Consider the following 25,919-nt stretch of genomic DNA (forward strand, 5'->3'; position numbering starts at 1 on the left):
CGTAGTTAGTTATTGTAAGAACAGCCAAAAAAGGAGAAGTTCATGAACCATCCCCCCTTCTGCCCCAATCCCTATTGTCCCAACCATTTCCAGGCTGCAGGACCCTGGTTCATAAAAACAGGGTCGTACCACTCAAAAACAGCTCCCCGTATTCAAAAGTTCAAATGCAAAACCTGCGGGCTCTCCTTCTCAACCCGTACCTTTAGCATCGACTACTGGACACACCGCCACATCTGTTACCACACCATTCTCTGCCACCTCGTCACCAGCTCCGGTATCAGAGACCTTTCCCGCATCCTCAACGCCTCCTGCTGCACTGTTACAGATCGTATCAGGCGTCTTGCCCACCAATGTCTTGCAGCCTCGGCGTCCCTCTCCTGTAACATGGAGATAGCAGAAGACCTTGTCGCAGACGGATTTGAAAGCTTTGTCTGTTCTCAATACCTTCCGAATAACATCCATATCCTCGCAGGAAAAAAGTCTCAATTCTGGTTCCTTTCCGACTATGCCCAGCTGACGAGGAAGGGGCGAATGACTGATTATCAAAAGAGGAAAAACAAACTGATCAAGGAGCATCTAAAGCTATACAAAGGAAGTGTTTATCACTCCTTCCAAAGGGTGGTGGAAAAAACCCTGGAACTCCAAAACCATTCGAAGAAAAAGCTTTTGTCGCTGTACACCGATGAACATAAGCAGTACCAACAGGTGATGAAGGACTTACCGGCAGTGGCGACCGGGAGAATCGAGCATCACCGAATAAGCTCGAAAAGAATCCGCGACCTACACAATCCGCTATTTAGTGTAAATTACCTTGATCGGGAGATCAGGAAAGATAACTCAGACCATGTGAGGCAGACGGTTCAGTTTGCCCGGAATACAGGGAATATGATGGAGCGGCTTGAAGTGTATCGGTTTTATCACAACTTCATGAAGCCGTACCGGATCAGGGGGAAGGGGGATGGGAAAGGACCGACTCATGGGCAAGTGGCAGGGATCGATGGAAGGAAGATAGCCTGGCAGCTGAGGAGTTTATTTACCCAAAGGAGGTTTTTCCTGAGAAATCAGCCTATGCCACCTTCAAGTCGGGAGCTATGGCTAAAGGGAGTGCAAACGCCACTGCGTTGGAAGGCTGACTATCTTCCCTCATATGCGTGGGCATGATAATCACCACGATTCAGGACACTACCCTTTTAACAATCTCTCCCCTTTTCCCCAGACAAAGCAGAACAAATGCCCTATACCAATTGCGGAAATTCTCTCAGAGCAATACTATATCGTGGAGGAAATTTTTATGAATGTGCAAAGCCTTTCTATTGTTGTCCCCGGAGGATGTCCAAACGCCTGTAAATTTTGTGTATCCCGTATGAAGGCAGATGAATACAAAGACCATATCGAACGAAACCTTCGTTTTCGAGATCTTTATGAGCGCGATTACATGGACAGATTGGCATTTGCAAGAGACAACGGTTGCAATACGGCCATACTGACGGGAGACGGAGAACCACTAGTAAACATAGACTTCTTAAACGACTTTGCATCCTGGAACGCCCGTCTTTCAAGCCCATTCCGCTGGCTCGAAATACAAACCTCAGGTGTCGGTCTTGATGAAGAAAAGCTACGCTGGCTTCGAAATACCATCAGGGTATCAACTATTTCACTCTCTTTATCGTCGATATTCGATAATGATGAAAATGCCAGCTATAACGGAACACCTGAATCAAAAAAAATTGATATCAAGCGACTGACTCAGGAAATCAAACGTTACGATTTCAATTTGCGGATATCGGTCAATATGACGGATTTTCTCGATGAAATCCCCACCCCGGCCATTTTTGAACGCCTTCAAAAGATGGGAGCCAATATGGTTACCTTTCGCCAGCTCTTCGCAGAAGGAGAGAGCGAACAAGCAGCATGGGTACGGGAACATGGAGCATCGGAACAGACACGAAAAAAAATCGACGATTATATCCTCTCACACGGATCCCCCCTCGGAATCCTCCCCACCGGCCTTATGCGCTACTCGGTCCACGACATGTCCATCGTCCATGACGGTGATTGTATGGCCAGGCAGCAAAGAGGGGCGATTCGATACCTCATTCTCCGGCCCAACTGCAAGCTTTATACCCGTTGGGACGACAGCGGCAGCATTCTGTTTTAATTTCACTATTTTCTATTGTAAAAAATGTAAACTGGAAGTAGTATCAACCAAAATTACTTAAAAAAAGGATTGAATATGAAAAAGCTTTTCTCTGTTCTGTTAGTCATTTCTGTTATTATGTTTTCCTCCTGCAGCATGTTCGGGAATGATGATGACGACGATGATTTTGCGGGTGATGCAGCCTTCTTTGGCACCTGGGTATGGGACGATTATGAAGCCCTTCCTAATTCTGATGTCTCGGAGTTTAAATCAGATGGTACCCTTATTATTTATGAATCGTATGCACAAAACGGGGATACCGATACCATCTCGTGGTCGACATCCGGAAATGTATTGACCTTTGACTGGGGTGGCGAACACACAAACGAATACGAATATGAGATAGAAAGCAAAAATGAGATATTACTTACTTTCCTATTACGGTGATGAAGGAGAATACTCAGATGAAACAACTATTTATCGCAAAGGCTACGAACCCGGGGGATATATTCTTGATTACCCGGCCACTTCTGTTTCGGTAGGAAATCTTTATACGGGAAATTTTTCCAATGATACGCCTCAGGTTTTTAAAGTCAGCGTCACTACAGGGGAGTCGTATAAAGTCATGTGGGAAGACGATGAAGATCATGGCTCTACGACTTACACCGGATCAATTTACACCTATGCATATCCTGGCAGTCAGTCAACTCCCTATTTTGAAGAAGAAAGTGGAGGTTATACAGATCCACAGGATATAACGGCTGTGGACGATACCCTTTATATTATCGTTTACACGTTTGAAGATGATATGATGGGATCCTTTTCTTTAAAAGTAGAGGAGCTCTGATCTCAGAATATTAGTGCTGAAAATTTGATTTAGCTTGGCATTTGAACGGGCATGGAATCTTCTGTGCCCGTTTTCATGATAAATATAATGTCAAGGAGCTGGAGCATATATAGTGATAATCGGACCGAAGACAACAAGCAACTAATCACCCTTGGCCAACCTGCTCCACCCACCGGGCAAGGACAAAGAGAAAATCGCTGAGCCGGTTCAGGTAGTTCTGCCCGAGGGCAAGATGGCCAAGATAACTATTTCTGATGCAGGTAACGACCCGGCGCTCGGCCCTGCGGCATACGGTCCTGGCAATATCGATCTCCGCGGAAAGGTGAGTCTGGCCGGGAACAACGAAGGCACTGCCGATGTTCGTCTTTTTCAAAAGCACAGCTTCTGAGGCTTCCAGTGTTTCCAGGTCCCGTTGGGAAAGGTGGGATATCTTCTCATAGAGTTTGTCTTTTTTGGGAGTGGCTATCTGTCCGGAAAAACGCATGAGGATGTTCTGTATTTCATGAAGCTGAGAAGAAAAGGCCGAAAGGCCGGAAACAGGCGAGGCAAAAACATCGGCCTTTACCAGGCCAAGCCAGCTTACCAGCTCATCGATATCCCCCAGGGCCTCAAAAATAGCATCATCTTTTACCCTTCGCTCCCCGTTGAAAAGGGAACTTTCGCCCTTATCCCCACCCCTTGTGGTGACACGCTCAAATTCAATCATGGTTTCATGGTATAACCGGCCCGAAGGCCGGTCAATCGGGTTTCGATCGAAGATAAGATCAAAGCTACCTGTTCTATGCCCATCGACCTTAGAACAAGCCGATATCGGAGCGAACATGCATCCCCCTAAAAGAGACCCTTTGCACCAGATCGTAGGCAGCCGTTCGCGCCGCGGCGGCATCCTCTCCCCAGGCAGTCAGGGAGAGGACCCTCCCCCCTGCCGTAACAAGCGATCCGTCAGGCTTACGCTCTGCACCGGAGACAAAGGAGACCGAATGGTCGGAGGCTGGGGGCAGCGGGGAAATAAGATCTCCACGTTCGGCAGACTCCGGATACCCTTCGGCAACGGCAACGACGGTACAGGCGTGCAGCCGCTCCTTTCCCCGGTCAGCAGCAAGGGAAGCAGGAAGATTTCCCCTGGCACAGTCGAAAAGCAGCCGGGCAAAATCCGAGGGCAGCAGGGGCATCAGAGATTGGGTCTCAGGATCACCAAAGCGGACATTGTACTCCAATAGCTTGGGTCCCTTTGAGGTAAGCATCACCCCGAAAAAGAGCACCCCACGAAAAAGGATGGCATCCTCGTGCAATCCCCGGAGGGTCGGAAGCAGAATGGCTTTGGTAAAGGCCTCTTCGATGTCGGATGAAAGGCCCGGGGCCGGGGCAACACTCCCCATGCCGCCGGTGTTAAGCCCCCGATCACCGTCGAGGGCCCGCTTATGATCCCGGGCAGAGGGCAAAAGGAGGTAATCGATACCATCGGTAAGGGCAAAAAAGGAAACCTCAGGGCCGGTAAGAAGCTCTTCGATCACCACGGTCCGCCCGGCACCACTGAAACCGCCTCCGAAACAGGTATCAAGGGCCTTTTCCACCTCCTCACGGGATGAGCAAAGCAAAACCCCCTTTCCGGCGGCAAGACCGTCCGCCTTTACCGCAACCTTCCAATCCAGAGATGCGGCATAACCGAGAGCCTTCTCCTGCTCACCTGCCAGGAAAACCTGATAATCGGCGGTTGCCACCCCGTGGCGGACCATGAAATCCTTGGCAAAGGCCTTGCTGCCCTCAAGTCGGGCACCTTCGATATTAGGCCCAAAGACGGCAAAACCCGCCTTACGAAGCCGCATTCCAAGCCCCTCGACCAGGGGTACCTCCGGTCCCACGACCACAAGGTTCACCTCCCGACCGCGAAGCAGGTCGATAAGGGCGTCTTCATCCTCAGGCATGGGAAGATTGTCGCAGCCCTCCAGCAGGGCGGTGCCTCCGTTCCCCGGCAGCGCCGCGAGGGAGCAGATATCCTCATCCTGCAACAACTTCCAGCAGAGGGCGTGTTCCCGTCCACCCTTGCCGATCACGGCCGCACGAATTTTCGCAGCAGAGGGATGCTCTTCTCCGGCAAAAAAAGCATTGATGGTTTCCAAAAGCAGGGGCTTCTCCTCTTCTCCCACCCGGGAAGCAAGAGCTTCGGGGCTATCGCCGGAAAAAACAGGGACCCTGCGTCGTGCCAGAACCCTCCCGCTATCGATCCCGTCATCTACCAGATGAACCGAACAGCCGCTGCAACGGCATCCCGATTCGATGACCGCCCGATGCACATGCATACCGTGCATTCCCATACCACCGAAATCGGGCAAAAGCGACGGATGAATATTGATGATCCTCCCGCGAAAGGCCTTAAGCAATGGATCGGTCAGGATCGACAGAAAACCGGCACAGACGATGAGGTCGACCTTCCCGTCAAGGCTCTCGGCGATCTTTCGGCTCAGCACCGAGGAGCCCTCCTTTCGATCCAGAAGCAAAAGAGGGATCGAGGCTTTCTCGGCTATGGAGGCCGCCCCGGTAGACGGACGGTCCACGACAACCATGGAAATCTCAGCCTTGAGTGCGCCGGAGGCCGCTCCTTCGACGAGATAGGCAAGGGTACTCCCTCGTCCGGAGGCAAGAACCGCTATCGAAGCCATAAACGTTCCCCCCCTTTATCGGAATCGGGGACGGCCACGACCCTGCCAATGGGATAGGCATCGATACCAGAGGCCTCGATACGGCTGCAGATACCATCAGCATCCCCAGGAGAGACGACAAGCACCATGCCGACCCCCATATTAAAGGTACGAAACATCTCCTCATCGCCTATGCCGAGGGAGGCCAGGTAAGCAAACACATCAGGGGTCCTGATCAGGCCGCGATCGACCTCCGCAGCCAATCCCGCAGGGATGGTCCTGGGAAGATTTTCGAAAAGCCCTCCGCCGGTGATATGGGCAACACCGTGGAGGAGCGAATCCTCGATAAGAGGACGAAGCGCCTTAACGTAGATCCTCGTCGGCTCTAAAAGCAGCTCTCCCAGACTCTTTCCGCCGATTTCCCTCCGGTAGCCGTCCTTCTTTTCATCGGCGGTGGCCATGCGGATGAGGGAAAAGCCATTGGAGTGGGGTCCGCTGGAAGCAAGGGCGATCAAGGTATCGCCAGCCCGGACTCTGGAACCGTCGATAAGTTCTTTGCGCTCCACCACACCGACGGAGAAGCCGGCAACATCGAAGTCGCCGACGCGGTAAAGCCCTGGCATCTCGGCGGTCTCCCCGCCCACAAGGGCGCATCCCGCCTGAATACAGCCGCGGGAAACACCTTCCACAACCCTGGCCATGGTTTCGGCCTCAAGCTTTCCGGTGGCAAGGTAGTCGAGGAAGAAAAGGGGCCTGGCACCGTGACAGAGGATGTCGTTGACGCACATGGCCACACAATCGATACCGACCCCTTCGAGACGATCGAGAAGGATCGCCAGTTCCAACTTTGTCCCTACCCCGTCGGTCCCCGACACGAGAACAGGTTCTTTGTAGGAGGCGGGCATGGCAAAAAGGCTGCCGAAGCTTCCCAGGCCGGCGAGAACCCCGTCACCATCCTGTCTGGTTCGATCGCAACTCTCCCTGATCAGGGAAACGGTTCGGTAGCCCTCTTCCCTGTCGACCCCGGCCTTGCGATAATCGATTTCTTTCATATTTTTCTCCACTAATCCTCCCGACCGGGCTTCGGGGCTCCCATCGGATAGACGCCGGTAAAGCAACCGGTACAAAACCCCATTGTACCCGAGAGGGCCTGGACAAGCCCTTCAACCGAGAGAAAGGCCAAAGAATCGGCACCGACCCGTCTGGCAAGCTCCTCGATATCGTATTTATTGCTAACCAGATCCTCCCGGTAGGGTGTATCAATGCCGAAGTAGCAGGGAAAGGCCACGGGCGGGGCGGCAATTCTGATATGCACTTCGGTCGCGCCCGCCCCTTTCAGCTTCGAAACAAGGGAGCGCATGGTTGTTCCCCGGACGATGGAATCGTCGATAAGGACAATACGCATTCCTTTGACAGCCTCTTTCAGGGCGTTGTGTTTCAAGGCGACCCGTCGCTCCCTGTCGTCCTGACTCGGAGCGATAAAGGAGCGTCCCACATAGCGATTCTTTACCAGGGACATGCCGTAGGGAATGCCTGAAGCCTCGCTGAAACCGGCGGCCGCCGGGATCCCGGAATCGGGGACACCGGTGACAAGATCGGCCTTTACCGGGGCTTCCTTAAAAAGTTGGCGACCGGAACGTACCCTGGCACCGTAGACGCCGATGCCGTCGATAACCGAATCCGGCCGGGCAAAGTAGATGTATTCGAAGCTGCAGGTCCGCGTCTCGGTTTTTTCTTCCTGATTGCTGCCGGCAATACCTTCACCATCGGCCACAATGATTTCTCCCGGTTCAACATCCCGCAGAAATTTTGCTCCTATGGCATCGAGAGCACAGGTTTCAGAGGAAACCACCCAATACTCCTCAAGTTCTCCCACACAGAGGGGGCGAATTCCGTTTTTATCCCGCGCCGCAATCAATTTGCCGTCGGCAAGCACCGCCAAGGCATAGGAGCCCTGGACCGTTCGGACCGCATCCCTGACAGCCTCGAGGGCGCTCTTTTTTGCAAGACTCCTGGCAATCAGGTTGAGCATCACCTCCGAATCACTTTGCGTGCGAAAAACACTCCCGCCTTCCTCAAGAAGTTCCCGAAGAAGCTGAGAATTTACCAAATTCCCGTTATGTGCCAGGGCAACCGCCCCTTTTTTCGTGTGAGCAACCAGAGGTTGAGCATTTTCGACCCCGCTTCCCCCGGTTGTGGAATACCGAACATGGCCGAGAGCGACGGTCGAACCCTCTCTGTCGAGTTTCAGGACCTCTCCCGAATCGATCAAAGAGGCGACAAGCCCTGCAGACTTTGCCACCTCGATTCGAGCAGGATCCTCAAATCCACCCAGAATAATCCCCGAGCTTTCCTGACCACGATGCTGGAGAGCCGTAAGGCCTCCCAGCACCACATGCACGGGATCGACGGAAGGAGCGAAATCTTTTTTTGCGCAGACGGCGAATACCCCGCATTCTTCGTGCAGCTTATCATCCGCAGCTTCCGCCGAAGCAAAAAGACTATTCACCAGCGTTCTCCATGCGGGAAAGAACCTCATGATAGGCATCTTCCACAGAACCAAGATCTCGTCGGAAGCGATCCTTGTCAAGCTTCTTTCCGGTGGCGGCGTCCCAGAAGCGACAGGTATCGGGACTGATCTCATCGGCGAGCAACAGCTTACCATCACTGGTTTTGCCGAACTCCAGCTTAAAATCGATCAGGGTAATACCGATCTTCAGGAAAAAGGCGCTCAGCACCTCGTTTACCTTTGCGGCCATGTTGTAGATCGCCTTCAGCTCGTCAAAAGTGGTCAGGCCGATGGCAACGGCATGGTGATCATTAATAAGAGGATCCCCAAGGTCGTCGTTTTTATAGCTGATTTCGAAAACCGTGGTCTTGAGTTCGGTTCCCTCCTTAAGGCCCAGTCGCTTTGCCATGCTTCCCGCCGCCTTGTTACGGACAATCACCTCAACCGGTACGATCTCTACCTTACGGCAGAGCTGCTCCCGGGGACTGATCTTTTCGATAAAGTGGTTTTCAACACCATTTTTCGCAAGCAGGGTAAAAAGGAGCGTGGTGATGGCATTATTCATCTCTCCCTTTCCGGTGATCGTTCCCTTTTTCTCTCCATTGAATGCGGTTGCATCGTCCTTATATTCTACCAGTACAACCTCGGCATCATCGGTGGCGTACAACTTTTTGGCTTTTCCCTCATACAGCAGTTTTCCTTTCATTTCAAAACCTCCCCATGATATTGTGTAAGCAGTTTTTCTTTTTTTTCAGATCGATAGCCTGCCAGCGCCTTTCGCACCTTGGCATCGGAAGATCCGATGATGGCGGCGGCAAGGAGTGCACCATTCGTTCCGTTGTCGATTCCCACGGTGGCTACAGGAATCCCCGGAGGCATCTGCAGCATCGACATGACTGCATCCATCCCCTCCATGGCCGCTGTTTTAGCTTTCAACGGAACACCAACCACGGGGATCAGGGTTTTTGCCGCAATGACACCCGGCAGGTGAGCCGACAGGCCCGCGGCGGCTATGATTACCTGACATCCCCTTTTTTCAAGGCCGGCAATATAGGAGTCCAGGGCCTCAGGAGTCCGATGTGCCGAAAGGACCCTGGACTCCCATTCGATGCCGAGGCTATCAAGGAGCTGCGCACAGCCCTCAAGCTGGGGAAGATCGGAACCGCTTCCCATGATGATTGCAACCATTCCATCCTCCATACAAAAAAATCTTAGAGAAAATAGTCGATTCCGGCACGAAAGATGGGCTGCCATCCGGCACCGGGGATATTTTTTGCAACATATCTTCCGCTTCGCTCGCAGTGGCCCATCTTTCCGAGGACCCGTCCATCGGGACTCAAAATGCCTTCGATACCTCGCATTGAAGCGTTGGGATTATCGGGATAGTCCAAAGCAACATGGCCCTCATTATCGCAGTAGCGGAAGGCAACCTGCCGATTCTGTTCGAGTTCGTCGAGCAGAGCATCGGATGCTACGAAACGCCCCTCCCCATGGGAGACCGGAACCACCTGCAGATCGCCCGGAGACATGAGTCTCATCCAGGGGCCGAGGTCGGATTCACAGCGGGTACCACAGTAGCGTGAAACGTGTCTGCCTATCTGATTGGGGGCAAGAACGGGATCCCTCTCTCTTCTTGCCGTCACCCTGCCGTAGGGTAAAAGTCCGGAGCGGACCAGGGCCTGAAAGCCGTTACAGATGCCGAGCATCAGGCCGTCGCGGTGATAGAGAAGCTCTTCAAGGGCCCCTGCGATGCGAGGATTACCGAGAACCGCCGCAATATACTTTGCTGCCCCGTCAGGCTCATCTCCTGCACTAAATCCCCCGGGAATGACCACGATTTTTGCCTTGGCAATCGCCTTTTCCATCGATTCCAAAGATGAGGGAGGACCTCCAGCACAGCGAGTTCGGAAAAGGAAGTGAGAAACCTCTCCACCCTCCCGCCGGAAGGCGGCTGCGGTCTCTTCTTCGCAGTTTGTCCCGGGAAACGAGAGAACAAGGACCTCTGGCCCCCGTCTGGTAAGGAGCCTCGGCGCAGGGTATGCCCCGGAAGAAGGAACGGCAGGAAGGCCGGCGGAACTCCCCCGACTTCCGCCGGGACCGGGATAGAGCTCGGCCTTTCTGCTGCGCCATGCCGCCAGGGCCCGATCCATGGAAATATTCATCCCGCCGATCCTGAAATTTTGTTTCTCGGTGGTAGATCCAATGGCAATAAGGAACGACTCGCCATCCTCAGGCAAAACCGCTCCACCATTCCATTCAATGAGAAATGAACCGTAGGCGGGATCAAAGGAATCCAATCCTTTCGGAAGATCGCCGTCAAAGCCGATTCCGTTTCCGAATCCCATCTCTGCCACGGCCTGAGCCACACCGCCGAAACCAACCGATCGACATGCCAGCACATTTCCATCCTGCATCAACTGCTCAAGGAAGGCTGCCTGCCTGAGAAAGAGAGAAAAATTCGGTTCTCCGTTTTCGAGACGGGAGTGATGGATGAGAAAAACCTTTGAGTCGATCTTCTTGAATTCGGGGCTCTGTACCGATGCGGCGGAAACGGGGGCCACGGCAAAGGCGGCCAGGGTCGGCGGGACCTTCAACGCCATCCAGCTCCCGGACATGCTGTCCTTTCCTCCAATAGCCGGGATTTCCAAAGCAAGCTGAGCTCGCAAAGCGCCTAAAAGAGCCGATGCAGGTGCTCCCCACCCTTGGGCATCCTCCCCGGGAGGGGGAAAATATTCCTGAAGGGAGAGCCGAATCGATCCTAAAGCGGCGCCGGTGGCAAGTCCGCGGCACACAGCCTCAAGGATGGCATAGATGGCTCCGTGATAGGGGCTCCAAAGGCCGATCTCCGGGGCGTAACCGCAACTCATTATCGAGGCGGTAGACACGTCCTCCCGTTTCGATGGGATGAGGGCTGCCATTGCCTCGGCCGGGGTCAGCTGATACTTGCCACCCAGGGGAGAAAGCACCGACCGGGCCCCTACCGAAGAGTCGAACTGCTCGGTAAGGCCTTCTGAACCGGCGACATTATCCTCGGAGAGGAGAAGAGCCCAGCGTCGATCCTCCTGCACCGCATTCCTGCGACGAAGAATTTCATCGAAGAAGGAGGTTTCAGAGGGAGCCGGAACCCTGGCCTCCGCCCGGGAATCGCCTCCGGCCGCATCAAGCAACTGCCTCGGCAGCTGTGCAACAATGCCGTCACGAGAGGCGATCGTAAGCAGCGGCTCTTCGGTAACCTCGGCAATAATCGAGGCGATAAGATCCTCTTCGGCAGCGAGGGCGATGAAGGTGTCCGCATCGCCGGCGGCCACGACAACCGCCATGCGCTCCTGACTTTCCGAGAGGGTTATTTCCAAGGGAGAAAGATCGCGATATTTCAGGGGGACGGCCGAAAGATTAATAGAGAGCCCGGGGGCAAGTTCTCCGACAGCCACGGCCACACCACCGGCACCGAAATCATTACACCGTTTTATGAGAGCTGCGGTTTCCCTCTTTCGAAAGAAGCGCTGAAGAGCACGCTCTTCCGGGGGATTCCCCTTCTGGACCTCGGCTGCGCTACGATGGATGGATTCCGCATCGTGGGCCCGGGAAGAGCCGGTGGCCCCTCCAATGCCGTCCCGTCCTGTAGCACCGCCGACAAGGATCACCACGTCTCCGGCAACGGGTCGCTCCCTCCTGATCGACGAAAGGGGCACGGCGCCGACCACGGCGCCTGCCTCGAAACGCTTAGCACGAAAGCCCTCGGCATATAGCTCCCTGACGAGTCCGGTGGGGATTCCGATCTGATTGCCGTAGCTGCTGTAACCGTGTGCCGATTCCCTGGCAAGGGTCGTCCTTGAAAGTTTTGAGCTGCGAAGCAGTTCGTCTTCCAACTCTTCCACATTGGGATCGGGAAAGGCCGCACCGGAAAGGCGCATGGCCTGGTGGACATAGGACCTGCCGGAAAGCGGGTCCCTGATAGCTCCGCCGATACAGGTCGCCGCCCCCCCGAAGGGCTCGATCTCCGTGGGATGGTTGTGGGTCTCGTTCTTGAACATCAAAAGCCAGGGTTCACCCGTCGCGGCCTTTTCCTCCCCGCCTTCGTGGCTGACCGCTATTCTGATGGAAGCGGCGTTAATCTCCTCCGAAATATCGAGATCGGGGATCTTCCCCTCAGCAGAGAGGATTTTCACCCCGGCGGTCGCCATGTTCATGAGGGAAAGCTCATCTCCGAAACGATCGTGATAGGAATGAAGCGTCTCTTCAAGCCCAGAAAGGTAGTGACTTTTCGCCACCGACACATGGGTAAGGGGTGTATTGAAGGTGGTATGACGGCAGTGATCACTCCAGTAGGTTGCAAGTATGGCAAGTTCGGTCAGCGTAGGGTCGCGATCAAGTTTATCTCGGAAATAATTTCGGCAAAATCGCAATTCGGATGGAGCCATGACGATACCATGCCGCTTGCCAAGCTCTTCAAGAGCGGCATCGGAGAGTAAGCGAAAACCTCGCAGCAACCCCTCTTCTCCGTCGAGATCGATCTCATAAGAATCCACAGGATTCACCAAATTTTTCCGGATACTCTGCCGATCTTTTTCGCTTAGTTCTCCATAAAAGAGACAGCAGGAAATGCTGCGAACAGCTTCGACAGCGCCGCCTTGAAGTTCGACGGCTTCCTTCGCAGACGCACCTCGCTGATCGAACTGTGCGGGAAGCAGGCCCCAGGCAAAGCTCCAGCATGCAGCATCGTCAAAAGGGGGATCAGTCAACGGCCCGAGGTCAGTAACAGGATCACGAAGGGCACGCGCGACGACTTCGACGGAAAGATCTCCACTTATCCGGTATCCAGAGAACAGCCGTATTCTCGAGAGCCCGTCGATTCCAAGGCGCTGGTGAAAATCCTGTAGTAATTCATCAGAAGAAGTCCGAAAGGACTCCCGCTTTTCAAAAAAGATGAACATCGCCCCCTCCAAAGGAATGAAAACAAAAAAACCCCGAACCGGCATGATTCCGCAACAGGGCGGATCGCCGACTCGGGGTGGCAGGCCGGAAAAGGCCCCTATCATCCCAGGGCCCAAGAGCCCCTTTATCTCGTAACGATTGTATCGGATAATGGCATTCCATGTCCGGGTTGTACCCGAGACAAAGAAAAGAGTCAACATTATCTACAACGAATTCTAATACTTTTTCAATTTTGTTGCATAACACCAAAAAACCTACGTAAAAACGGTTTCATTGATTCAATATTGTTGCATAACATCCCCGGGCTTGCGGGCAGAGATCACGAGAGGGAGCTTCTCTTCGTCCGGTTCTGATCTGTCAAATCCTCCAAAGCAGGTAATATCCTCAAAGCCACTTTTTTCAAGAACCAAACAAATATCATCACGGGTAAAGGGAGAAAGCTCCAGACGACGTTCATCCAAAAGCTTACCGTTAGAATCCTCAAGTCTTGTGGTAAATAGTATGGTAAGGGGAAGCCGGCTGTAATCATACAACCGGAGAAACCGAAGGTTAGATTTGACAATTGGAGGTAGCTGGACAGGACGCCGCCGAAGGATCATGTCGTAATTTAATACCTGGAGCAGAAGAGAGCCGGAAGGGACAAGTAGGTCAAATGCCACATGAGAAAACTCCAATAAACCGTTCTTGTCACGAAGATGGGCAATAGTGTTTCCAATACAGGTGATAAGGGAAAAGGAGGAACCGACAAAACATCCCTTTAGCTTTTCCATGGCTAAAAGAGTAAAGTCTATGCCGCAAAGTCCTCCGGAACGTTCTTTTGCCCTCTTTATCATCGACGGATCACTGTCTATACCAACAACATCAAATCCTCTTTGCCTGAGAGCAAAGGCAAGCTCTCCTGTGCCGCACCCCACATCCAAAACCCGTTTTTCGGCCGTTTTCACATAGGCGGCAGCACAATCAAGGGCTTGAGACGAAAGGGGAAAAAGCGATTCATAGATTGCGGCAATGTGATCATAGTTACCTTTCAACATACCATTAATTCTCCCGCAGAGAGGCAGCAGGATCAAGGCCATGAAGCACTCTTTTCTCCTGTTCGCTTTAGTGCTAAGCTCTGCTTATGCATACATTGTCATTTCCACTCATAGTTCTGACGACACTTGTTTTAATCCCGGCAATACTTTCCATAATTGCAATGGGATTCGATTATCAGAGGTTGCCGGAAGATGCTGCCTACCAACGGGAACAAAAACGTTTCTCAATGATCAGAGAGGCTTGTACTACCCTTGTGTTTATTCTTTTCCTTTTACTCGGCGGTTTTTCGCTCTCTGCAAGGATCTCCCATGATCTCTCGTATATCATCGGAGGAGGAGAGGTTGTGCAGGGAATCTTCTTTGCTCTTATCCTTGTCTTCTTGGAACGACTTCTTGCCCTCCCCTTCGCCCTATATGCAACTTTTTCGATCGAAGCACGATATGGTTTCAACAAGACAAGCCCCAAGACCTTTTTTACCGATGAAGTAAAAGGCTTTTTTCTCCTTTGTCTTATCGGTCTCCCAATCTTTCTGCTGATATATGCTTTTTATGATCACTTCGGCCCTTCCGGATGGCTACTTGCCTGGATCGGGTATACGCTTTTCTCATTACTCCTCTCCATTATCGCGCCGACCGTCATATTGCCTCTCTTTAATCGTTTCACTCCTCTGGCCAACGAGGCACTGAAAACGAGGATCTCGGGAATTGCAGAACAAGCGGGAATCAAGGTAAAACGTGTCGAGGTGATCGACGGTTCAAGACGATCTACGAAGGCCAATGCATATGTGGCAGGGTTCGGGAGCAGCAAGCGAGTTGCCTTGTACGATACCTTCATAGACAAACATTCGGAAGAGGAAATAGTAGCTGTTCTTGCCCATGAATTCGGCCATATTGCAAAGAAACATGTTGTCAAACAGTTTATCTCTCAGACAATCCTTTCAGCACCAATCTTCTACCTCCTTTTTTTGGCGGTTGCCTCACCGATTCTTCCCGAGGCAGTCGGCTTTCCAAGCACAGAGATTTACACAGCACATGCAGTATCACTGATAGTGCTTGTCATTGTCATAGGCTTCCTCTCCGCATTCTTTACTCCCCTTTTCCTTTTATTTTCGAGAAAGAGGGAAAGAGAGGCCGATTTCTTTGCCGCAAAACTGATGGGAACCGGAGACGAATTGGTGTCGGCCCTTCTCTCTCTGGAAAAGCAAAATGGCGGTCATCCTGATCCCCACCCACTTTCGGTATTTCTCCACTATTCCCACCCTCCGACACGACAAAGGGTTGCTCTGCTGAAATCTTTTTCCCCCTGACGAACTTTGGCATAGCTACTTTACACGGAAAGAGAGGGCGGTCTATGATCTCCATCGATGCCGCAAGAGTATATCGCCTCACTCATAGGTTTGATTGCCACAACACAGATACACATTGCGAAGGGCCTGCAGCGGTTCGGTATCGAAGGTTATTCCTCAAAAACTTCCGATTCCGATGGGGCAAAAAAAAAGAAGCGACGCCTATATGTTTTTTCGCTGATCTTGAACAACGGGGCTTTTCTGTGGGTGCTTATCGCAAATATGTTCGCCCCGCCAGCGGCTTATACCAGCATGTTTGGTTTTGGTCTCATTGTGCTGATGTTCTTTTCCGAACGCTATCTCGGAGAACCAGTAGGAAAAACACGTCATGTTGGTGCGTTAATCCTTGCCGCCGGAACCTTTTTTCTTGGATGGGCAGAGGGAACAGCAAGTTCAAATAGCGGTGGAATGGTGATGGCATCCATCAATGTGAGGCTTGTTTTTTGTATCGTGGGAGCATTTTTTGTGATTGCCCTGCCGGCATTGGCCATGGTCAAAAAATACAGGGCCTCTTCCGGCATTCTCGGCACGATTGCAGGATTAATTACGGGCGTCTCTGGGGCGTGTGATCCCCTGTTTAAGTCAATTGCGCAGCATTATAGGGGAACATCAGGGTTGCTTCCCTCTACCGGTATCGGATGGGCATTATTTGCCTGCAGCATCGGATTCGGCACCATTGCTATGGTTCTCACGCAAGTTGCCTTTGCCTGGAAAGCAAAGGCAACGGTCATTGTCCCCGTTCATAATATGGCTCTGATTCTCTTTCCGCCTTTCCTGCTGGAAATAACGCTTTCCGATTACCACCTGACCCTATTCCACCTACCCGGAATCATTCTGATAACCGTCGGAATGCTTTTTTTGTTTGTTTCCAAACGATAGCCTCATACAATCCTTATTCCATAGGACCATCCTCTGATCATGAGAATCGGAGTGGGAATAAACGGAGAGGGGAAAGGTCATGTGACAAGAATGATTGCCCTTTCTCAGAGATTACAAGAACGACACGAACTTTTTTTCTGGGCCCCTGAGACAGTTGCCCCCATGATTGCCGCAACCTTTCCAGATTGTCTATTGATGCCGCTTCCTCTGCTAAAATTTGTCATGAATAAGGAACGAATCGATTTTTTCCGTACCGGTATCGACAACATCGATACCATTTTTCAGGCCCCCGCAGCAATAAAGCAAATCAGCGACCAAATGAAGTTACTTCGCATTGAAGGGGTACTGAGTGATTTTGAACCCTACAGCTCAAAAGCCGCAAAACATGCTGGGATTCCGGTACTTCAACTCAACCATCCGGGAATTGTGCTAAGGGCCCAAACCATCATGCCGGACGCAATCATCAGTAAAATAGTCGCAGGTTCCATGATGGGAGAATATGACGAATCACTTATCAGTTCCTTCTACCACGGCGATATCGGTCCGATACTTCGCAACAACATACGAACAAAAGAGCCTTACTATGGAAATCATATCATCGTCTATGTCAAAAAGAGTATGGAAAAAAATGTTCTCGATGCCTTACACCATGTTACAAAACGTGAAATACGGGTATTTCCCAGCGAACGCTTTGATTTCGCGGATTCTCTTGCCACAAGTGCCGCCGTCATCGCAACCTCGGGACATCAGCTTAGCTGCGAATCTCTTTATTTAAAGAAACCGATATGTTCCATTCCGGTAGAGGGACAATTTGAACAAAGGCTTAATGCGATGATGATAGAACGGTCTGGTCGTGGTCTCTACGCCAAGATGGACCACATCACAAGTGATATGAAACGGTTCTTTAAAAACTTGGACACGTATCAAGAGGAGAGCGAAAAGCCCGCACCAGAGGGGTACTGCTTCCATGATGAAAGTGGCAAGGCGGCGTTTCTCACGGAACGTTTTTTTGTGAGCGGGGGATTGCCGCTTGCAAAGAAGGCTTAACTACTGTTCCGAATCGTGGTGATAATTTGTTCTTTTTCCAGGAAAAATCCTTTGTTTTTCCCTCTTGCTTGACTTTTATATGTATATCTTTGTAATTGACGATAAGAAAAAGAATTGTATGCTGCAGACCACCAATATTCGTAACACTAATCTTTTCTTACGGAATCAGCCCATGAATCGGAGTGGAAGGCAGCTGTGGGCCAGGTGTATTCCTCTCACAGCCTTACGGTGGACGATCGCCTATCTTCCCTCTTATGCCTGGGCATAAAATCACCACGATTCCGGACAGTAAGCACAAAAAAAGCACATCTTTTTCAAGGTGCCTTTTCGGGGACACTAACTATACGATATACTACTCGTAGAAGGAGTAACCCCATTTTGACGCAGTATTCAAAACTCATCGAAAAAGTTATAGAAGCCGGAGACATGGCAGCTGAAAATCAAAAATCAGTGAGGAGAAATTTCAAACCAGATGGTTCGGTTCTTACCGAGACAGATCTTGCGATAGATCAGCTCCTTTCTGATACTTTGAAAGAACTCTTCCCCGACGCAAATATCGTCAGTGAAGAGAATCCAAGGGATCTTTTTCCCGACAGAAAATTAACCTTTGCCTTGGATCCCATCGACGGTACCGATGCTTACAGCCAGGGGATGCCGGGATGGTGTGTTGCATTAGGAATCCTCAACGAGCAACTGATTCCTGTCGGCGGTATCATATATGCTCCCCGTTGGGGAACGGATCGGGAACGGGGCGTGCTGCTGACAGCCCTTCCCGATCAGGAAGTACGTTACAATGGCTCCCCGCTGAAGATGGACGCCGATGCAAAAAGGCAGAAGCAGTGTTTACAAATGATGATATCCAGTAAGCTTCACCGAACCTTTGATTTATCGCTCTACCCAGGGAAATTGCGTAGTATCGGTAGTTCCATACTGCACCTCACAGCACTTCTCCTTCATCCGGGAGTAACGGAAGTGCTGCTTGCTCCTTGCTTCATATGGGATATTGCTGCAGCACATGCAATTATCGAGAGGAAAGGATTTCAGGTATCATATCTGAATGGGAAAGCAATTGATTATTCAGTTTTGATTCATCGAAAAAAAGCCGCCGGGCATATTGTTGCGGGAACTAACGATTCGATTTCTGCGTTACGTTCCTATTTCACAGAAAAACAGTAAACGGCGAGAATTGTTATAACGTGGAGACAGGTATGGAAAATTCATGGGATTATCTTGATTCATATCGGGGAACACTCATAAAAGGCCAATGGCCGACTATTTGTGAGATATTCACGCTTAATGTGAAGCTCTTTCCGGAACGCATCTGCTTTACCCGCTTTAGCCCTGAAAGGGAGAGCTTTACCTATAGGGAGGCGGATCTCAAAATCAGATCCATAGCTGCATTTTTTCGGGAAAGCGGAATAGAGCCAGGGCAGAGGGTGGTAATTTCAGGGAAAAACAGCCCGGAATGGGCAATAAGCTATCTTGCGATCCTTTTTGCAGGTGGGGTCGTGGTACCCATTGATTATCAGCTGGAAACCGATCGGATTGTTTCACTCAGCCAGTTTGTCGATGCAAAGTTTGTCTGCATTGATGAAGAACGTTTCGAGGACTTTCAGAAGAAGAAACCGACTGCTGTCTCTCACATGTTCAGCCTCTCCCCCAAAAAGGACCACTATATTTTGAACATGGAATCATCGTCGCCAGTCGCTCCTTCGGAGGTTGGCAGGAGTGAACACGATATTGCGGCGATTCTGTTTACCAGCGGAACAACAGGAAATGAAAAGGGAGTTATGCTGACTCATGCCAATTTGATGAGTGATGTATTCCAGGCTTGTCACCCGATGTTCATGACCGCAACCGAAAAAGATGTCTGGTATGCTCTTCTCCCGCTTCATCACAGTTATACCATGACGGCCGTTTTTCTTGAATCAATCAAACATGGTTCCGAGTTGGTCTTCGGCAAGCGAATGGTGGTGAAAGAAATGATGAGAGACCTGAAAGAGGGACACATCACCATGTTTATGGCTATTCCCCTGCTATACAATAAATTATTAAAGGGAATGATGAAGGAAGTACGTGGAAGGGGGTTACCGACTCATTTAACGGTAGGCCTATTCATGCGTATCAGCGGAGTGTGTAAGCGTTTTTTAAGAATCAACATTGGGAAAAAGCTTTTTAAGCCTCTTTTACGTGAGGTTGGTCTGGATAGAATTAGAATCTGCATCTGTGGAGGCGGACCGCTGGCTCCCGAAACGTTCCGTCGCTACAACGAACTGGGACTTGACTTCGTCCAGGGTTATGGACTGACAGAAACATCTCCCATTATTACCCTCAACCCGCTTCACCAGTTTAAACTAAAATCTGTGGGCAAGGTCTTTCCGCTGGTCGACATGAGAATTCTTGACCCGGATGAAGATGGTGTGGGCGAAATTGCGGTAAAAGGCCCGAATATCACATCGGGATACTATCGGGATCCGGAAGCAACCAAGGATCTATTTACAAGTGATGGATTCTTACGAACAGGCGATGTAGGGTATCTCGACAAAGAACATTATCTGTTTCTCACCGGTCGTAAAAAATCGCTGATTGTTACCGAGGGCGGGAAAAATGTTTACCCCGAAGAGATTGAAGATCATTTTCAACTTTTTCAGGAGATCGATCAGATCATGATCAAGGGCTACATCCAGAAAAAAGAAACCCTTGCCGAAGGCATTGAGGCAATCATTTATCCGAGTGAAGAGTTTTTTAAGGGCTGGGTACCTGAGGAACGAAAAAAACGGCTGGAAAAAGCAGTCGCAGAGGTTAATAAAGAGCTTCTTCCCTATAAACGCATAACAAAGATGACCATCTTGGAAAAAGCGATGGAAACTACCACCACAAAAAAGATCAAGCGAAATCTGGTGCTTCGTCAGCTGGACCAGCTTCTCGAACGGAGCGGCAGAAAATGAACGAAGTAATCGATTCCATGATGTCGAGAAAATCGGTACGGGCCTTTCTCGATAAAACCGTAGAAGAGGAAAAGAAGGCCCTTCTCATCGAGGCTGCCCGACGGGCCCCTACAGCGGGAAATCTTATGCTCTATTCAATCATCGATGTGACCGACCAGGAACTCAAAGAAAAATTGGCGATCAGCTGCGACCATCAACCTTTCATTGCAAAGGCCCCAATCGTACTGATATTTCTTGCCGACCCTAATCGCCTTTGGGATCTTTACCGTGCAGGACAGGTACCGGAAAGCTGTAAAGAGAGTGGAGAAGCATTTATTCAGGAGCCTGCACTTTCCGATCTCATGCTTGCAAGCTGCGATGCCATGGCAGCAGCCCAGAATGTCGTTATTGCGGCTCAGTCCCTTGGATTAGGCTCCTGTTACATCGGCGACATCATGGAGCGAATCGAAGAACATCGTGAAATACTTGGTCTTCCCCCTTCCGTATTTCCCCTTACCATGCTCGTTATCGGCTACCCCACCGAAGCGGCATCACGACGAAAACAGACCGACCGATATCCAATGTGGGCAATGACCTTCGAGAATCACTACAAAAGCCTCACTCCGGAGGAACTGGCGACAATGACTGGTAAGGAGGATGTAAAAAAGGAAGCCCTGCGCATCTACAAAAAGAAGACCGGGGCGGATTTCTCTTTCGAAATGCGCAGATCGGTAAAAAAAGGGCTCATGCCTTTTACCGAGACTCCATAAGCTCCGCTCGCTCCCGCCAGCTACTGGCAAGATAGATAAACGGTGTATCGCAGACCGCAACGATCCATTTGAGGATGTAGGTAGAGATGGTAATCTCGACCAAAACATGAGTGGGGAAGGTACCGAAGAAGGCAATCATGGTAAAGATCACCGAATCAATGAGCTGGCTGATCATGGTGCTGATGTTATTTCGAAGCCAAATAAAACGCCTTGCAGGCAGTTTCTCTTTCCACATGTTATACGACCAGACATCATGCAGCTGGCTTACTCCGTAAGCGATAAGACTGGCAAGAACGATTCTCGGCATGGGAGAAAAAAGTGTGACAAGACTCTCTTGAGCAAAATCATCTGCGCCGGGACGAAACCAAAGAGCCATATTCATGAGAACCATCATGGCGATAAGAGAAAAAAAGCCGATTCCGACGGCCTTGCGGGCATCCTTTTTCCCATGGTTTTCATTGAGAATATCCGTTACCAGAAAGCTTCCCGCATAAACAATGTTTCCAAGAGTAGCAGTCAGGCCGAAAAGATCGATAGTCTTCGTAACCTGAATATTGGCGACAATCGAAGCGATCGGTATCCAGATAAAAAGTCCGATTTTGCCCCAGAACCGATATGCCAGGATGATCGCCCCAAAATTAAAAAGAAGCATCAGAGCCCAAAAAAGTTCATTCATCATCAACTCCCATACTATGTAAACGGGCCTCAAGCTTCAGCAACCTGGCCCGTATTTGTTCCATCTTTTGCTCCAGGCGAAGCTTCTCCTTTTGAAGCCGCTCAACGGCAAATGAAGCATTATTGTTATCGCTTCCCTCTTCGGTATTTGCCTCACGGCGAAAAGGCGGGCGAAAATCCGATTCAACGGCCTTTGGGGATCTATCCCCCGAAACAACGGCCGCCTCGGCTTCCCGACGATGCTCTTTCGGAATTTTCAACAAACTCTTCATGGCATCAAAGCCGATTTTTGGGGAAAGGCCTTCATGATGAGCTCGTAACATCCGCTTTGCATCAGCCAAATCAGCCCCTACGGCGTCCTCAAGCCATTCTTCAAGATTGTAGCCCTTCTGCGCACACAAGCGTTCGGCTTCGGCATATTGTGCCCCCAACTCTAAAGCGATGCCACCATACTGCGGCAACAATGTACCGCGGATACGGTCCGCCACGGCACTGAGTTCCGGGTCCACATCCCATGGGGCCCCGGCAACCCCGGCATCCGTCCCGGCAGCCTTGGATAAAAGCCTGTGATAGCAAGCACTAAATCTACTACCGTGATGTCGGGCAACCTCTTCTCGGGGTTCGGCAAGAGGAACGGGATCCTGGGCTGTCCCATATATCAGCAGGTGATGGGTATATTGGTGAATCGCCATTCGCAAAAGAAACGAAGGCTCCTGCATCGAAGCGTTTCGGTTGTGAAGAATGATGGTACGATCAAAGGGCTTGTAGAGACCATCGACTTTTTCACTGCTTTTCCCGCTCTGCACTACGGTAACTTCCGTGGCAGGAGCTTCCAGGGAGACAAGGAAATCGACTATAGCTTGGTTATCCATTACTCACTCATGGCTCACAGGATATATAGCAAGAGAATAGTAGTTGTTTTCATCCAAAGAACGCCACCGGGCAATAATGTATGCACCTTTCAACTCGATATCGGAGACCTCGAGGTTGACACTCCGGTGGGCAGTGGAACCTTTGCTGTCTTCATAATTTTCCTGTTTTTCTTTTACATCAATCGCCATCTGCCGTGCGATCCCGGCCATGGCCATTCTATCCGCCTGATAGATCGACTCAGCCACATAACGGTAGCGTCCCACAGCCCCCAAACCGGTAATGTAACCGGGAATTTCAGGTACAGCCGTTACCCAGACAGGAAGTCCATTGTGAAGACCACTTTTTACCGATACCCCTTTCAAAGAAAAACCGGAAAACTCAAATACAACGTAACTTGCCTCCCGGTCCCGAACGTAAGCAACAGGATCAAGCGAATCTCGGAAAGATGCTGCAGCATCGACATCAAAACTTACATCAACATCCTCAAGGTGACCGAAGTCTCTCCCCTGGGTCAAGGTCGCAAACTTCGCTACGACTCGAGTCGAAACAAACCGTGAAACCTGGACGGCAGCCATATCCAGACACCGATCGTATTCGGCCTCACGATCGGCCATTCGCGGCACCGTTGCAAAAAAACGAGGTTTGCCGTCAACGGGAGAGGTATTCCAAAGCTGAGCATAGCGTAAGTCGGAGAAATCGATAACATCATCAATAATAATAGGTCTCAACCGGCCCGACTCATCATAACGATCATCTATTATCGTCTCCAGGGCCTTTGGCGAAACATTCTCGCCGTCGGACAAACACCCCGAAAAGAATAAAAGAAGAACAGCAGGAATCAAGAGAAAACATCGCTTTCGGTATCGCTTGTCCAGCATCATAGCACACTACTCCTTATCAATTACTATACCGGAAAACCATTCCAAGGCAAGGCCCTCTCTTTCTTTTTGTGCAAAGAAAAAAGTAACAGGGTGAGCTATACTTTGATCGACACGTCATAGCAGGAGGAGATCTCGAATGCATAATCAAAGGAGCGGAATATTCAAACTACTGGTCGTATTTGTTGTGATTGCCTTTGCGTTATCAAGTTGTACTGCAATAAGTAACACAGTTTCCAAGGCCAAAAGTTCGATAAACCGACAGGCAGAGAATGCCATACTATCAGCGACCGGCATAACCGGATTGCAGGATTCGATGCTGGCAATGGTGGTCTATACACATGCCTTTTTTGCCGGCGGTTTTATGTACGGTTATGAAAACTTCAACGAAGGCGAAGGAGTAGAATGGAGGATACAAGTCTCCACAGATGATGAAGAAAGCCATTTAACCGTGGAACGGGCCCTACTCAAACGTAATGAAGACGGAAGTGGTTGGTGGCAGCTCCGTTATTCCGACGATGAATCCGACCTTCTCTCCGAAGCTCTGATCGGCAAGGATTATGAGCTACGTGCCTTCAGATATCGCGACCAGGAAAGCGGCCAAATCAGAGAGTGGATACCCGAGCAGAACGATACCAACGATCAAGAAGATGCGGAAGAAGAGGAAATCCCCGAGTATTATCAAGGCTCATGGGAATCGCATGTGGTGGGGACCTCTGTGATACAGGTTCCGGCAGGCACCTTTAACGCACAAGAGGTCCTTCTGGAAGAAAAAATCGAAAGCCATTACACCGATGAAGCCGGAAACGATCAAACAAAAACAGGGATACTTCGGTATCAATGGTGGATTAGCGACAAGGTTCCGGGGAAGCTTATAAAATACCGATGGGAAGACAGCTCCGAGGGATCTGTGTTTACAGGAGAACTCATTTCTAACAAAACAGGTTATAAGACCCGACTTTCATCTTTTTGAGACACAGGCATCCGGCTGCATCGTTGTTGCAGCGGGTGTTGGCGGGATTTCCTGAAATTTCCTAAAAGGCAGCCATTCATGCAATTCGCCAAAGCAGCCTTTGTTATGGCGTTATCTTGGGAAGCTAGTGTTCTGAATATTGGTGATATATGGCGGGTAAATCCTTTCTCCTTTGTACATTGTAAGCTCTATTGTGAAAATAGCGGGCTAACAGCAAAAAACAAAGGAATTCACCATCACAATAACCGACACATCACCAGGATTCCGGACACTACATACTCTTTTCCTCGCCTGCCATTATTGGTATAGTAGCTTCAAACCGCAAAAGGAAACCAGCCATCGGGCGGGAGGAGTATCCGTGAGGGACAATCAGGACAGACTATTACAGATTCCGCTGGGAACCGAAAGTTTTTATCTCGAGGAAGCATATCGCCACCGAGAGATTACCTATAAACTCCATCGGCTTTTTGCTTCCTGGGGATATCTACCTGCAGAAACTCCGGTGTTTGACTTTTTTGATACCTACCGGCATCTCCTGAACGAAAACAAGAAACATATCTACCGCCTCATCGATAGAGAGGGCGACCTGCTGATGCTTCGGTCCGACATCACCCTTTTCCTGGCTAAACAGATGGGATTGCTGTTGCGACAAGAGGATCTCCCGGCCAGGATTTGTTACAGCGACACCATTCTTCGGCACCAGAACAGGGAAGATATCAGCAGAAATGAGTTTTTCCAGGTCGGGGCCGAGCTGATCGGAAAAGAAAAGATAGAAGGTGATCTGGAAATTCTGCTCCTGCTGTTGGCAACTTTCGATTCCCTGCATGTGAAGCCCCTTATCCATATCGGGAGCAGGCGCCTCGTAGATGCTATTTTTACAGATCTCTGTTCGGCAGAACGGGAATCGGCAATTGCGGATGTTCGCAACCGCAATAGAGCAGACACGGCCGAGCTTTTGAAGAAGTTGTACGGAAAAGAAGCGGGTTCGGCCATTGCCGCGATGCTTCGCTTTATTGGAACACCGGAGGAGCTTAAAAGCGTAAAATCTCGTTTTACTGCTCATCTTAACGATGCGGCAAGGCAAGCAATGGAAGAGATGGAGGCAATGTTCACGATTCTGGAACGACTTAACAAGGTGGAACAACTGCGCATCGATTTCTCCGAGGTTGGAGAGCAGCCATATTACACGGGCATTGTGTTTCAAGCCTATATTGATACTCTGGACGACGCAATCGCTTCGGGAGGGCGTTATGATAAGCTGTTGGAGAGCTTCGGCTTTAATGCACCTTCCGCCGGCTTTTCCATCATGTTGAGAAAAATAGAGCCGCTGCTTGGAGATGACTTTCTCCCCCCCCGTCCGGTCACATCGGACCACTATGGAAGCTTTGAAGAGGCCTTTAAAGCAGCGGAAAAGCGGAGAGCAGCAGGCGAATGCATGACACTATAGGAG

At 50.5% G+C, this 25,919-nt stretch carries 23 protein-coding genes; 12 read left to right on the top strand and 11 right to left on the bottom strand.

Translation table 11 applies throughout. The features are described from left to right. The first annotated feature begins 42 nt into the window (after positions 1-42). The 4 genes from F459_RS23725 to F459_RS0118575 all read left to right on the top strand — a co-directional run bounded on the left by F459_RS23725 (position 43) and on the right by F459_RS0118575 (position 2,984). Positions 43-1,161, top strand: a complete 1,119-nt coding sequence (locus F459_RS23725; protein ID WP_081623755.1) for a hypothetical protein — start codon at positions 43-45, stop codon at positions 1,159-1,161. Positions 1,162-1,291: 130 nt separating this feature from the next. Then, entirely contained in the window at positions 1,292-2,158 is an 867-nt protein-coding gene (locus F459_RS0118565; protein WP_020614211.1) for a radical SAM protein, read from the top strand. A 75-nt stretch (positions 2,159-2,233) separates the two neighbouring features. Then, positions 2,234-2,584 (top strand): hypothetical protein, encoded by a 351-nt coding sequence (locus F459_RS0118570; protein ID WP_020614212.1) that lies wholly within the window; start codon positions 2,234-2,236, stop codon positions 2,582-2,584. Then, a complete protein-coding gene (locus tag F459_RS0118575) occupies positions 2,553-2,984 on the top strand; it encodes a hypothetical protein (protein WP_020614213.1) in 432 nt (143 codons plus the stop codon). Before F459_RS0118570 ends, F459_RS0118575 begins: the two co-directional genes overlap by 32 nt. Positions 2,985-3,129: 145 nt before the next feature. On the opposite strand, the gene F459_RS0118580 is transcribed toward F459_RS0118575, so the two are convergent. From F459_RS0118580 to F459_RS0118615, 8 genes are all read right to left on the bottom strand, one after another. Continuing rightward, positions 3,130-3,690 carry a cob(I)yrinic acid a,c-diamide adenosyltransferase gene (locus F459_RS0118580; RefSeq protein ID WP_154651739.1) on the bottom strand — a complete coding sequence of 187 codons (561 nt, stop codon included), beginning with the start codon at positions 3,688-3,690 and terminating at the stop codon, positions 3,130-3,132. A gap of 88 nt (positions 3,691-3,778) precedes the next feature. Then, the gene (purD, locus tag F459_RS0118585) at positions 3,779-5,644 is read right to left on the bottom strand and encodes a phosphoribosylamine--glycine ligase (protein ID WP_020614215.1); all 1,866 of its coding nucleotides are present in this window, start codon (positions 5,642-5,644) and stop codon (positions 3,779-3,781) included. Further along, positions 5,632-6,687: a phosphoribosylformylglycinamidine cyclo-ligase gene (gene purM / locus F459_RS0118590; RefSeq protein WP_020614216.1), complete on the bottom strand. Its 1,056-nt coding sequence runs from the start codon at positions 6,685-6,687 to the stop codon at positions 5,632-5,634. Before purM ends, purD begins: the two co-directional genes overlap by 13 nt. Continuing rightward, positions 6,687-8,132, bottom strand: coding sequence for an amidophosphoribosyltransferase (gene purF / locus F459_RS0118595; RefSeq protein ID WP_020614217.1), 1,446 nt, complete (start codon positions 8,130-8,132; stop codon positions 6,687-6,689). Before purF ends, purM begins: the two co-directional genes overlap by 1 nt. After that, a complete protein-coding gene (purC, locus tag F459_RS0118600) occupies positions 8,125-8,838 on the bottom strand; it encodes a phosphoribosylaminoimidazolesuccinocarboxamide synthase (RefSeq protein ID WP_020614218.1) in 714 nt (237 codons plus the stop codon). Before purC ends, purF begins: the two co-directional genes overlap by 8 nt. Continuing rightward, the gene (gene purE, locus F459_RS0118605) at positions 8,835-9,320 is read right to left on the bottom strand and encodes a 5-(carboxyamino)imidazole ribonucleotide mutase (protein ID WP_020614219.1); all 486 of its coding nucleotides are present in this window, start codon (positions 9,318-9,320) and stop codon (positions 8,835-8,837) included. The genes purC and purE overlap by 4 nt, the downstream gene beginning before the upstream one ends. Positions 9,321-9,343: 23 nt before the next feature. Continuing rightward, positions 9,344-13,267, bottom strand: a complete 3,924-nt coding sequence (locus F459_RS0118610; RefSeq protein ID WP_245540226.1) for a phosphoribosylformylglycinamidine synthase — start codon at positions 13,265-13,267, stop codon at positions 9,344-9,346. A gap of 78 nt (positions 13,268-13,345) precedes the next feature. Next, entirely contained in the window at positions 13,346-14,143 is a 798-nt protein-coding gene (locus tag F459_RS0118615) for a class I SAM-dependent methyltransferase (protein ID WP_020614221.1), read from the bottom strand. Between the two features lie 119 nt (positions 14,144-14,262). Here F459_RS0118615 and F459_RS0118620 point away from each other — a divergent pair, with 119 nt between their 5' ends. From F459_RS0118620 to F459_RS0118645, 6 genes are all read left to right on the top strand, one after another. Then, complete coding sequence (locus tag F459_RS0118620) at positions 14,263-15,408, top strand: M48 family metallopeptidase (protein WP_020614222.1); 1,146 nt, start codon at positions 14,263-14,265, stop codon at positions 15,406-15,408. 57 nt (positions 15,409-15,465) lie between these two features. Further along, on the top strand, positions 15,466-16,326 hold the full coding sequence (locus F459_RS0118625; protein WP_020614223.1) for a hypothetical protein: 861 nt from the start codon (positions 15,466-15,468) through the stop codon (positions 16,324-16,326). A gap of 39 nt (positions 16,327-16,365) precedes the next feature. Next, complete coding sequence (locus F459_RS0118630; RefSeq protein WP_033302080.1) at positions 16,366-17,373, top strand: glycosyltransferase family protein; 1,008 nt, start codon at positions 16,366-16,368, stop codon at positions 17,371-17,373. Between the two features lie 378 nt (positions 17,374-17,751). Further along, entirely contained in the window at positions 17,752-18,549 is a 798-nt protein-coding gene (locus F459_RS0118635) for an inositol monophosphatase family protein (RefSeq protein WP_020614225.1), read from the top strand. Between the two features lie 32 nt (positions 18,550-18,581). Then, positions 18,582-20,321, top strand: a complete 1,740-nt coding sequence (locus tag F459_RS22585; protein WP_020614226.1) for an AMP-binding protein — start codon at positions 18,582-18,584, stop codon at positions 20,319-20,321. Next, the gene (locus tag F459_RS0118645; protein WP_020614227.1) at positions 20,318-21,070 is read left to right on the top strand and encodes a nitroreductase family protein; all 753 of its coding nucleotides are present in this window, start codon (positions 20,318-20,320) and stop codon (positions 21,068-21,070) included. The genes F459_RS22585 and F459_RS0118645 overlap by 4 nt, the downstream gene beginning before the upstream one ends. Here F459_RS0118645 and F459_RS0118650 read toward each other — a convergent pair. The 3 genes from F459_RS0118650 to F459_RS0118660 are packed head-to-tail and all read right to left on the bottom strand — an operon-like array spanning position 21,054 to position 23,499. After that, positions 21,054-21,746: a queuosine precursor transporter gene (locus F459_RS0118650; protein WP_020614228.1), complete on the bottom strand. Its 693-nt coding sequence runs from the start codon at positions 21,744-21,746 to the stop codon at positions 21,054-21,056. The two genes, F459_RS0118645 and F459_RS0118650, sit on opposite strands and share 17 nt — an antisense overlap. Continuing rightward, positions 21,739-22,617: a hypothetical protein gene (locus F459_RS0118655; RefSeq protein ID WP_020614229.1), complete on the bottom strand. Its 879-nt coding sequence runs from the start codon at positions 22,615-22,617 to the stop codon at positions 21,739-21,741. The genes F459_RS0118650 and F459_RS0118655 overlap by 8 nt, the downstream gene beginning before the upstream one ends. A gap of 3 nt (positions 22,618-22,620) precedes the next feature. Then, entirely contained in the window at positions 22,621-23,499 is an 879-nt protein-coding gene (locus F459_RS0118660) for a hypothetical protein (protein WP_020614230.1), read from the bottom strand. Between the two features lie 136 nt (positions 23,500-23,635). Here F459_RS0118660 and F459_RS0118665 point away from each other — a divergent pair, with 136 nt between their 5' ends. Beyond that, positions 23,636-24,469: a hypothetical protein gene (locus F459_RS0118665; protein WP_020614231.1), complete on the top strand. Its 834-nt coding sequence runs from the start codon at positions 23,636-23,638 to the stop codon at positions 24,467-24,469. 358 nt (positions 24,470-24,827) lie between these two features. Further along, the gene (locus F459_RS0118670) at positions 24,828-25,916 is read left to right on the top strand and encodes an ATP phosphoribosyltransferase regulatory subunit (protein WP_020614232.1); all 1,089 of its coding nucleotides are present in this window, start codon (positions 24,828-24,830) and stop codon (positions 25,914-25,916) included. Positions 25,917-25,919 lie beyond the last annotated feature (3 nt).

Source organism: Sediminispirochaeta bajacaliforniensis DSM 16054 (assembly GCF_000378205.1).
Lineage (GTDB): Bacteria > Spirochaetota > Spirochaetia > DSM-16054 > Sediminispirochaetaceae > Sediminispirochaeta > Sediminispirochaeta bajacaliforniensis.

Excerpts from the sequence above, each read along its gene's own strand:
- F459_RS0118610 (WP_245540226.1), bottom strand. The coding sequence starts at position 13,267 with ATGTTGACTCTTTTCTTTGTCTCGGGTACAACCCGGACATGGAATGCC.
- F459_RS0118575 (WP_020614213.1), top strand. The coding sequence starts at position 2,553 with ATGAGATATTACTTACTTTCCTATTACGGTGATGAAGGAGAATACTCA.
- F459_RS0118645 (WP_020614227.1), top strand. The coding sequence starts at position 20,318 with ATGAACGAAGTAATCGATTCCATGATGTCGAGAAAATCGGTACGGGCC.
- F459_RS0118655 (WP_020614229.1), bottom strand. The coding sequence starts at position 22,617 with ATGGATAACCAAGCTATAGTCGATTTCCTTGTCTCCCTGGAAGCTCCT.
- F459_RS23725 (WP_081623755.1), top strand. The coding sequence starts at position 43 with ATGAACCATCCCCCCTTCTGCCCCAATCCCTATTGTCCCAACCATTTC.
- F459_RS22585 (WP_020614226.1), top strand. The coding sequence starts at position 18,582 with ATGGAAAATTCATGGGATTATCTTGATTCATATCGGGGAACACTCATA.
- F459_RS0118565 (WP_020614211.1), top strand. The coding sequence starts at position 1,292 with ATGAATGTGCAAAGCCTTTCTATTGTTGTCCCCGGAGGATGTCCAAAC.
- F459_RS0118620 (WP_020614222.1), top strand. The coding sequence starts at position 14,263 with ATGGGATTCGATTATCAGAGGTTGCCGGAAGATGCTGCCTACCAACGG.
- F459_RS0118650 (WP_020614228.1), bottom strand. The coding sequence starts at position 21,746 with ATGAATGAACTTTTTTGGGCTCTGATGCTTCTTTTTAATTTTGGGGCG.
- F459_RS0118660 (WP_020614230.1), bottom strand. The coding sequence starts at position 23,499 with ATGATGCTGGACAAGCGATACCGAAAGCGATGTTTTCTCTTGATTCCT.
- F459_RS0118625 (WP_020614223.1), top strand. The coding sequence starts at position 15,466 with ATGCCGCAAGAGTATATCGCCTCACTCATAGGTTTGATTGCCACAACA.
- F459_RS0118615 (WP_020614221.1), bottom strand. The coding sequence starts at position 14,143 with ATGGCCTTGATCCTGCTGCCTCTCTGCGGGAGAATTAATGGTATGTTG.
- purD (WP_020614215.1), bottom strand. The coding sequence starts at position 5,644 with ATGGCTTCGATAGCGGTTCTTGCCTCCGGACGAGGGAGTACCCTTGCC.
- purE (WP_020614219.1), bottom strand. The coding sequence starts at position 9,320 with ATGGTTGCAATCATCATGGGAAGCGGTTCCGATCTTCCCCAGCTTGAG.
- F459_RS0118630 (WP_033302080.1), top strand. The coding sequence starts at position 16,366 with ATGAGAATCGGAGTGGGAATAAACGGAGAGGGGAAAGGTCATGTGACA.
- F459_RS0118580 (WP_154651739.1), bottom strand. The coding sequence starts at position 3,690 with ATGATTGAATTTGAGCGTGTCACCACAAGGGGTGGGGATAAGGGCGAA.
- F459_RS0118570 (WP_020614212.1), top strand. The coding sequence starts at position 2,234 with ATGAAAAAGCTTTTCTCTGTTCTGTTAGTCATTTCTGTTATTATGTTT.
- purC (WP_020614218.1), bottom strand. The coding sequence starts at position 8,838 with ATGAAAGGAAAACTGCTGTATGAGGGAAAAGCCAAAAAGTTGTACGCC.
- F459_RS0118665 (WP_020614231.1), top strand. The coding sequence starts at position 23,636 with ATGCATAATCAAAGGAGCGGAATATTCAAACTACTGGTCGTATTTGTT.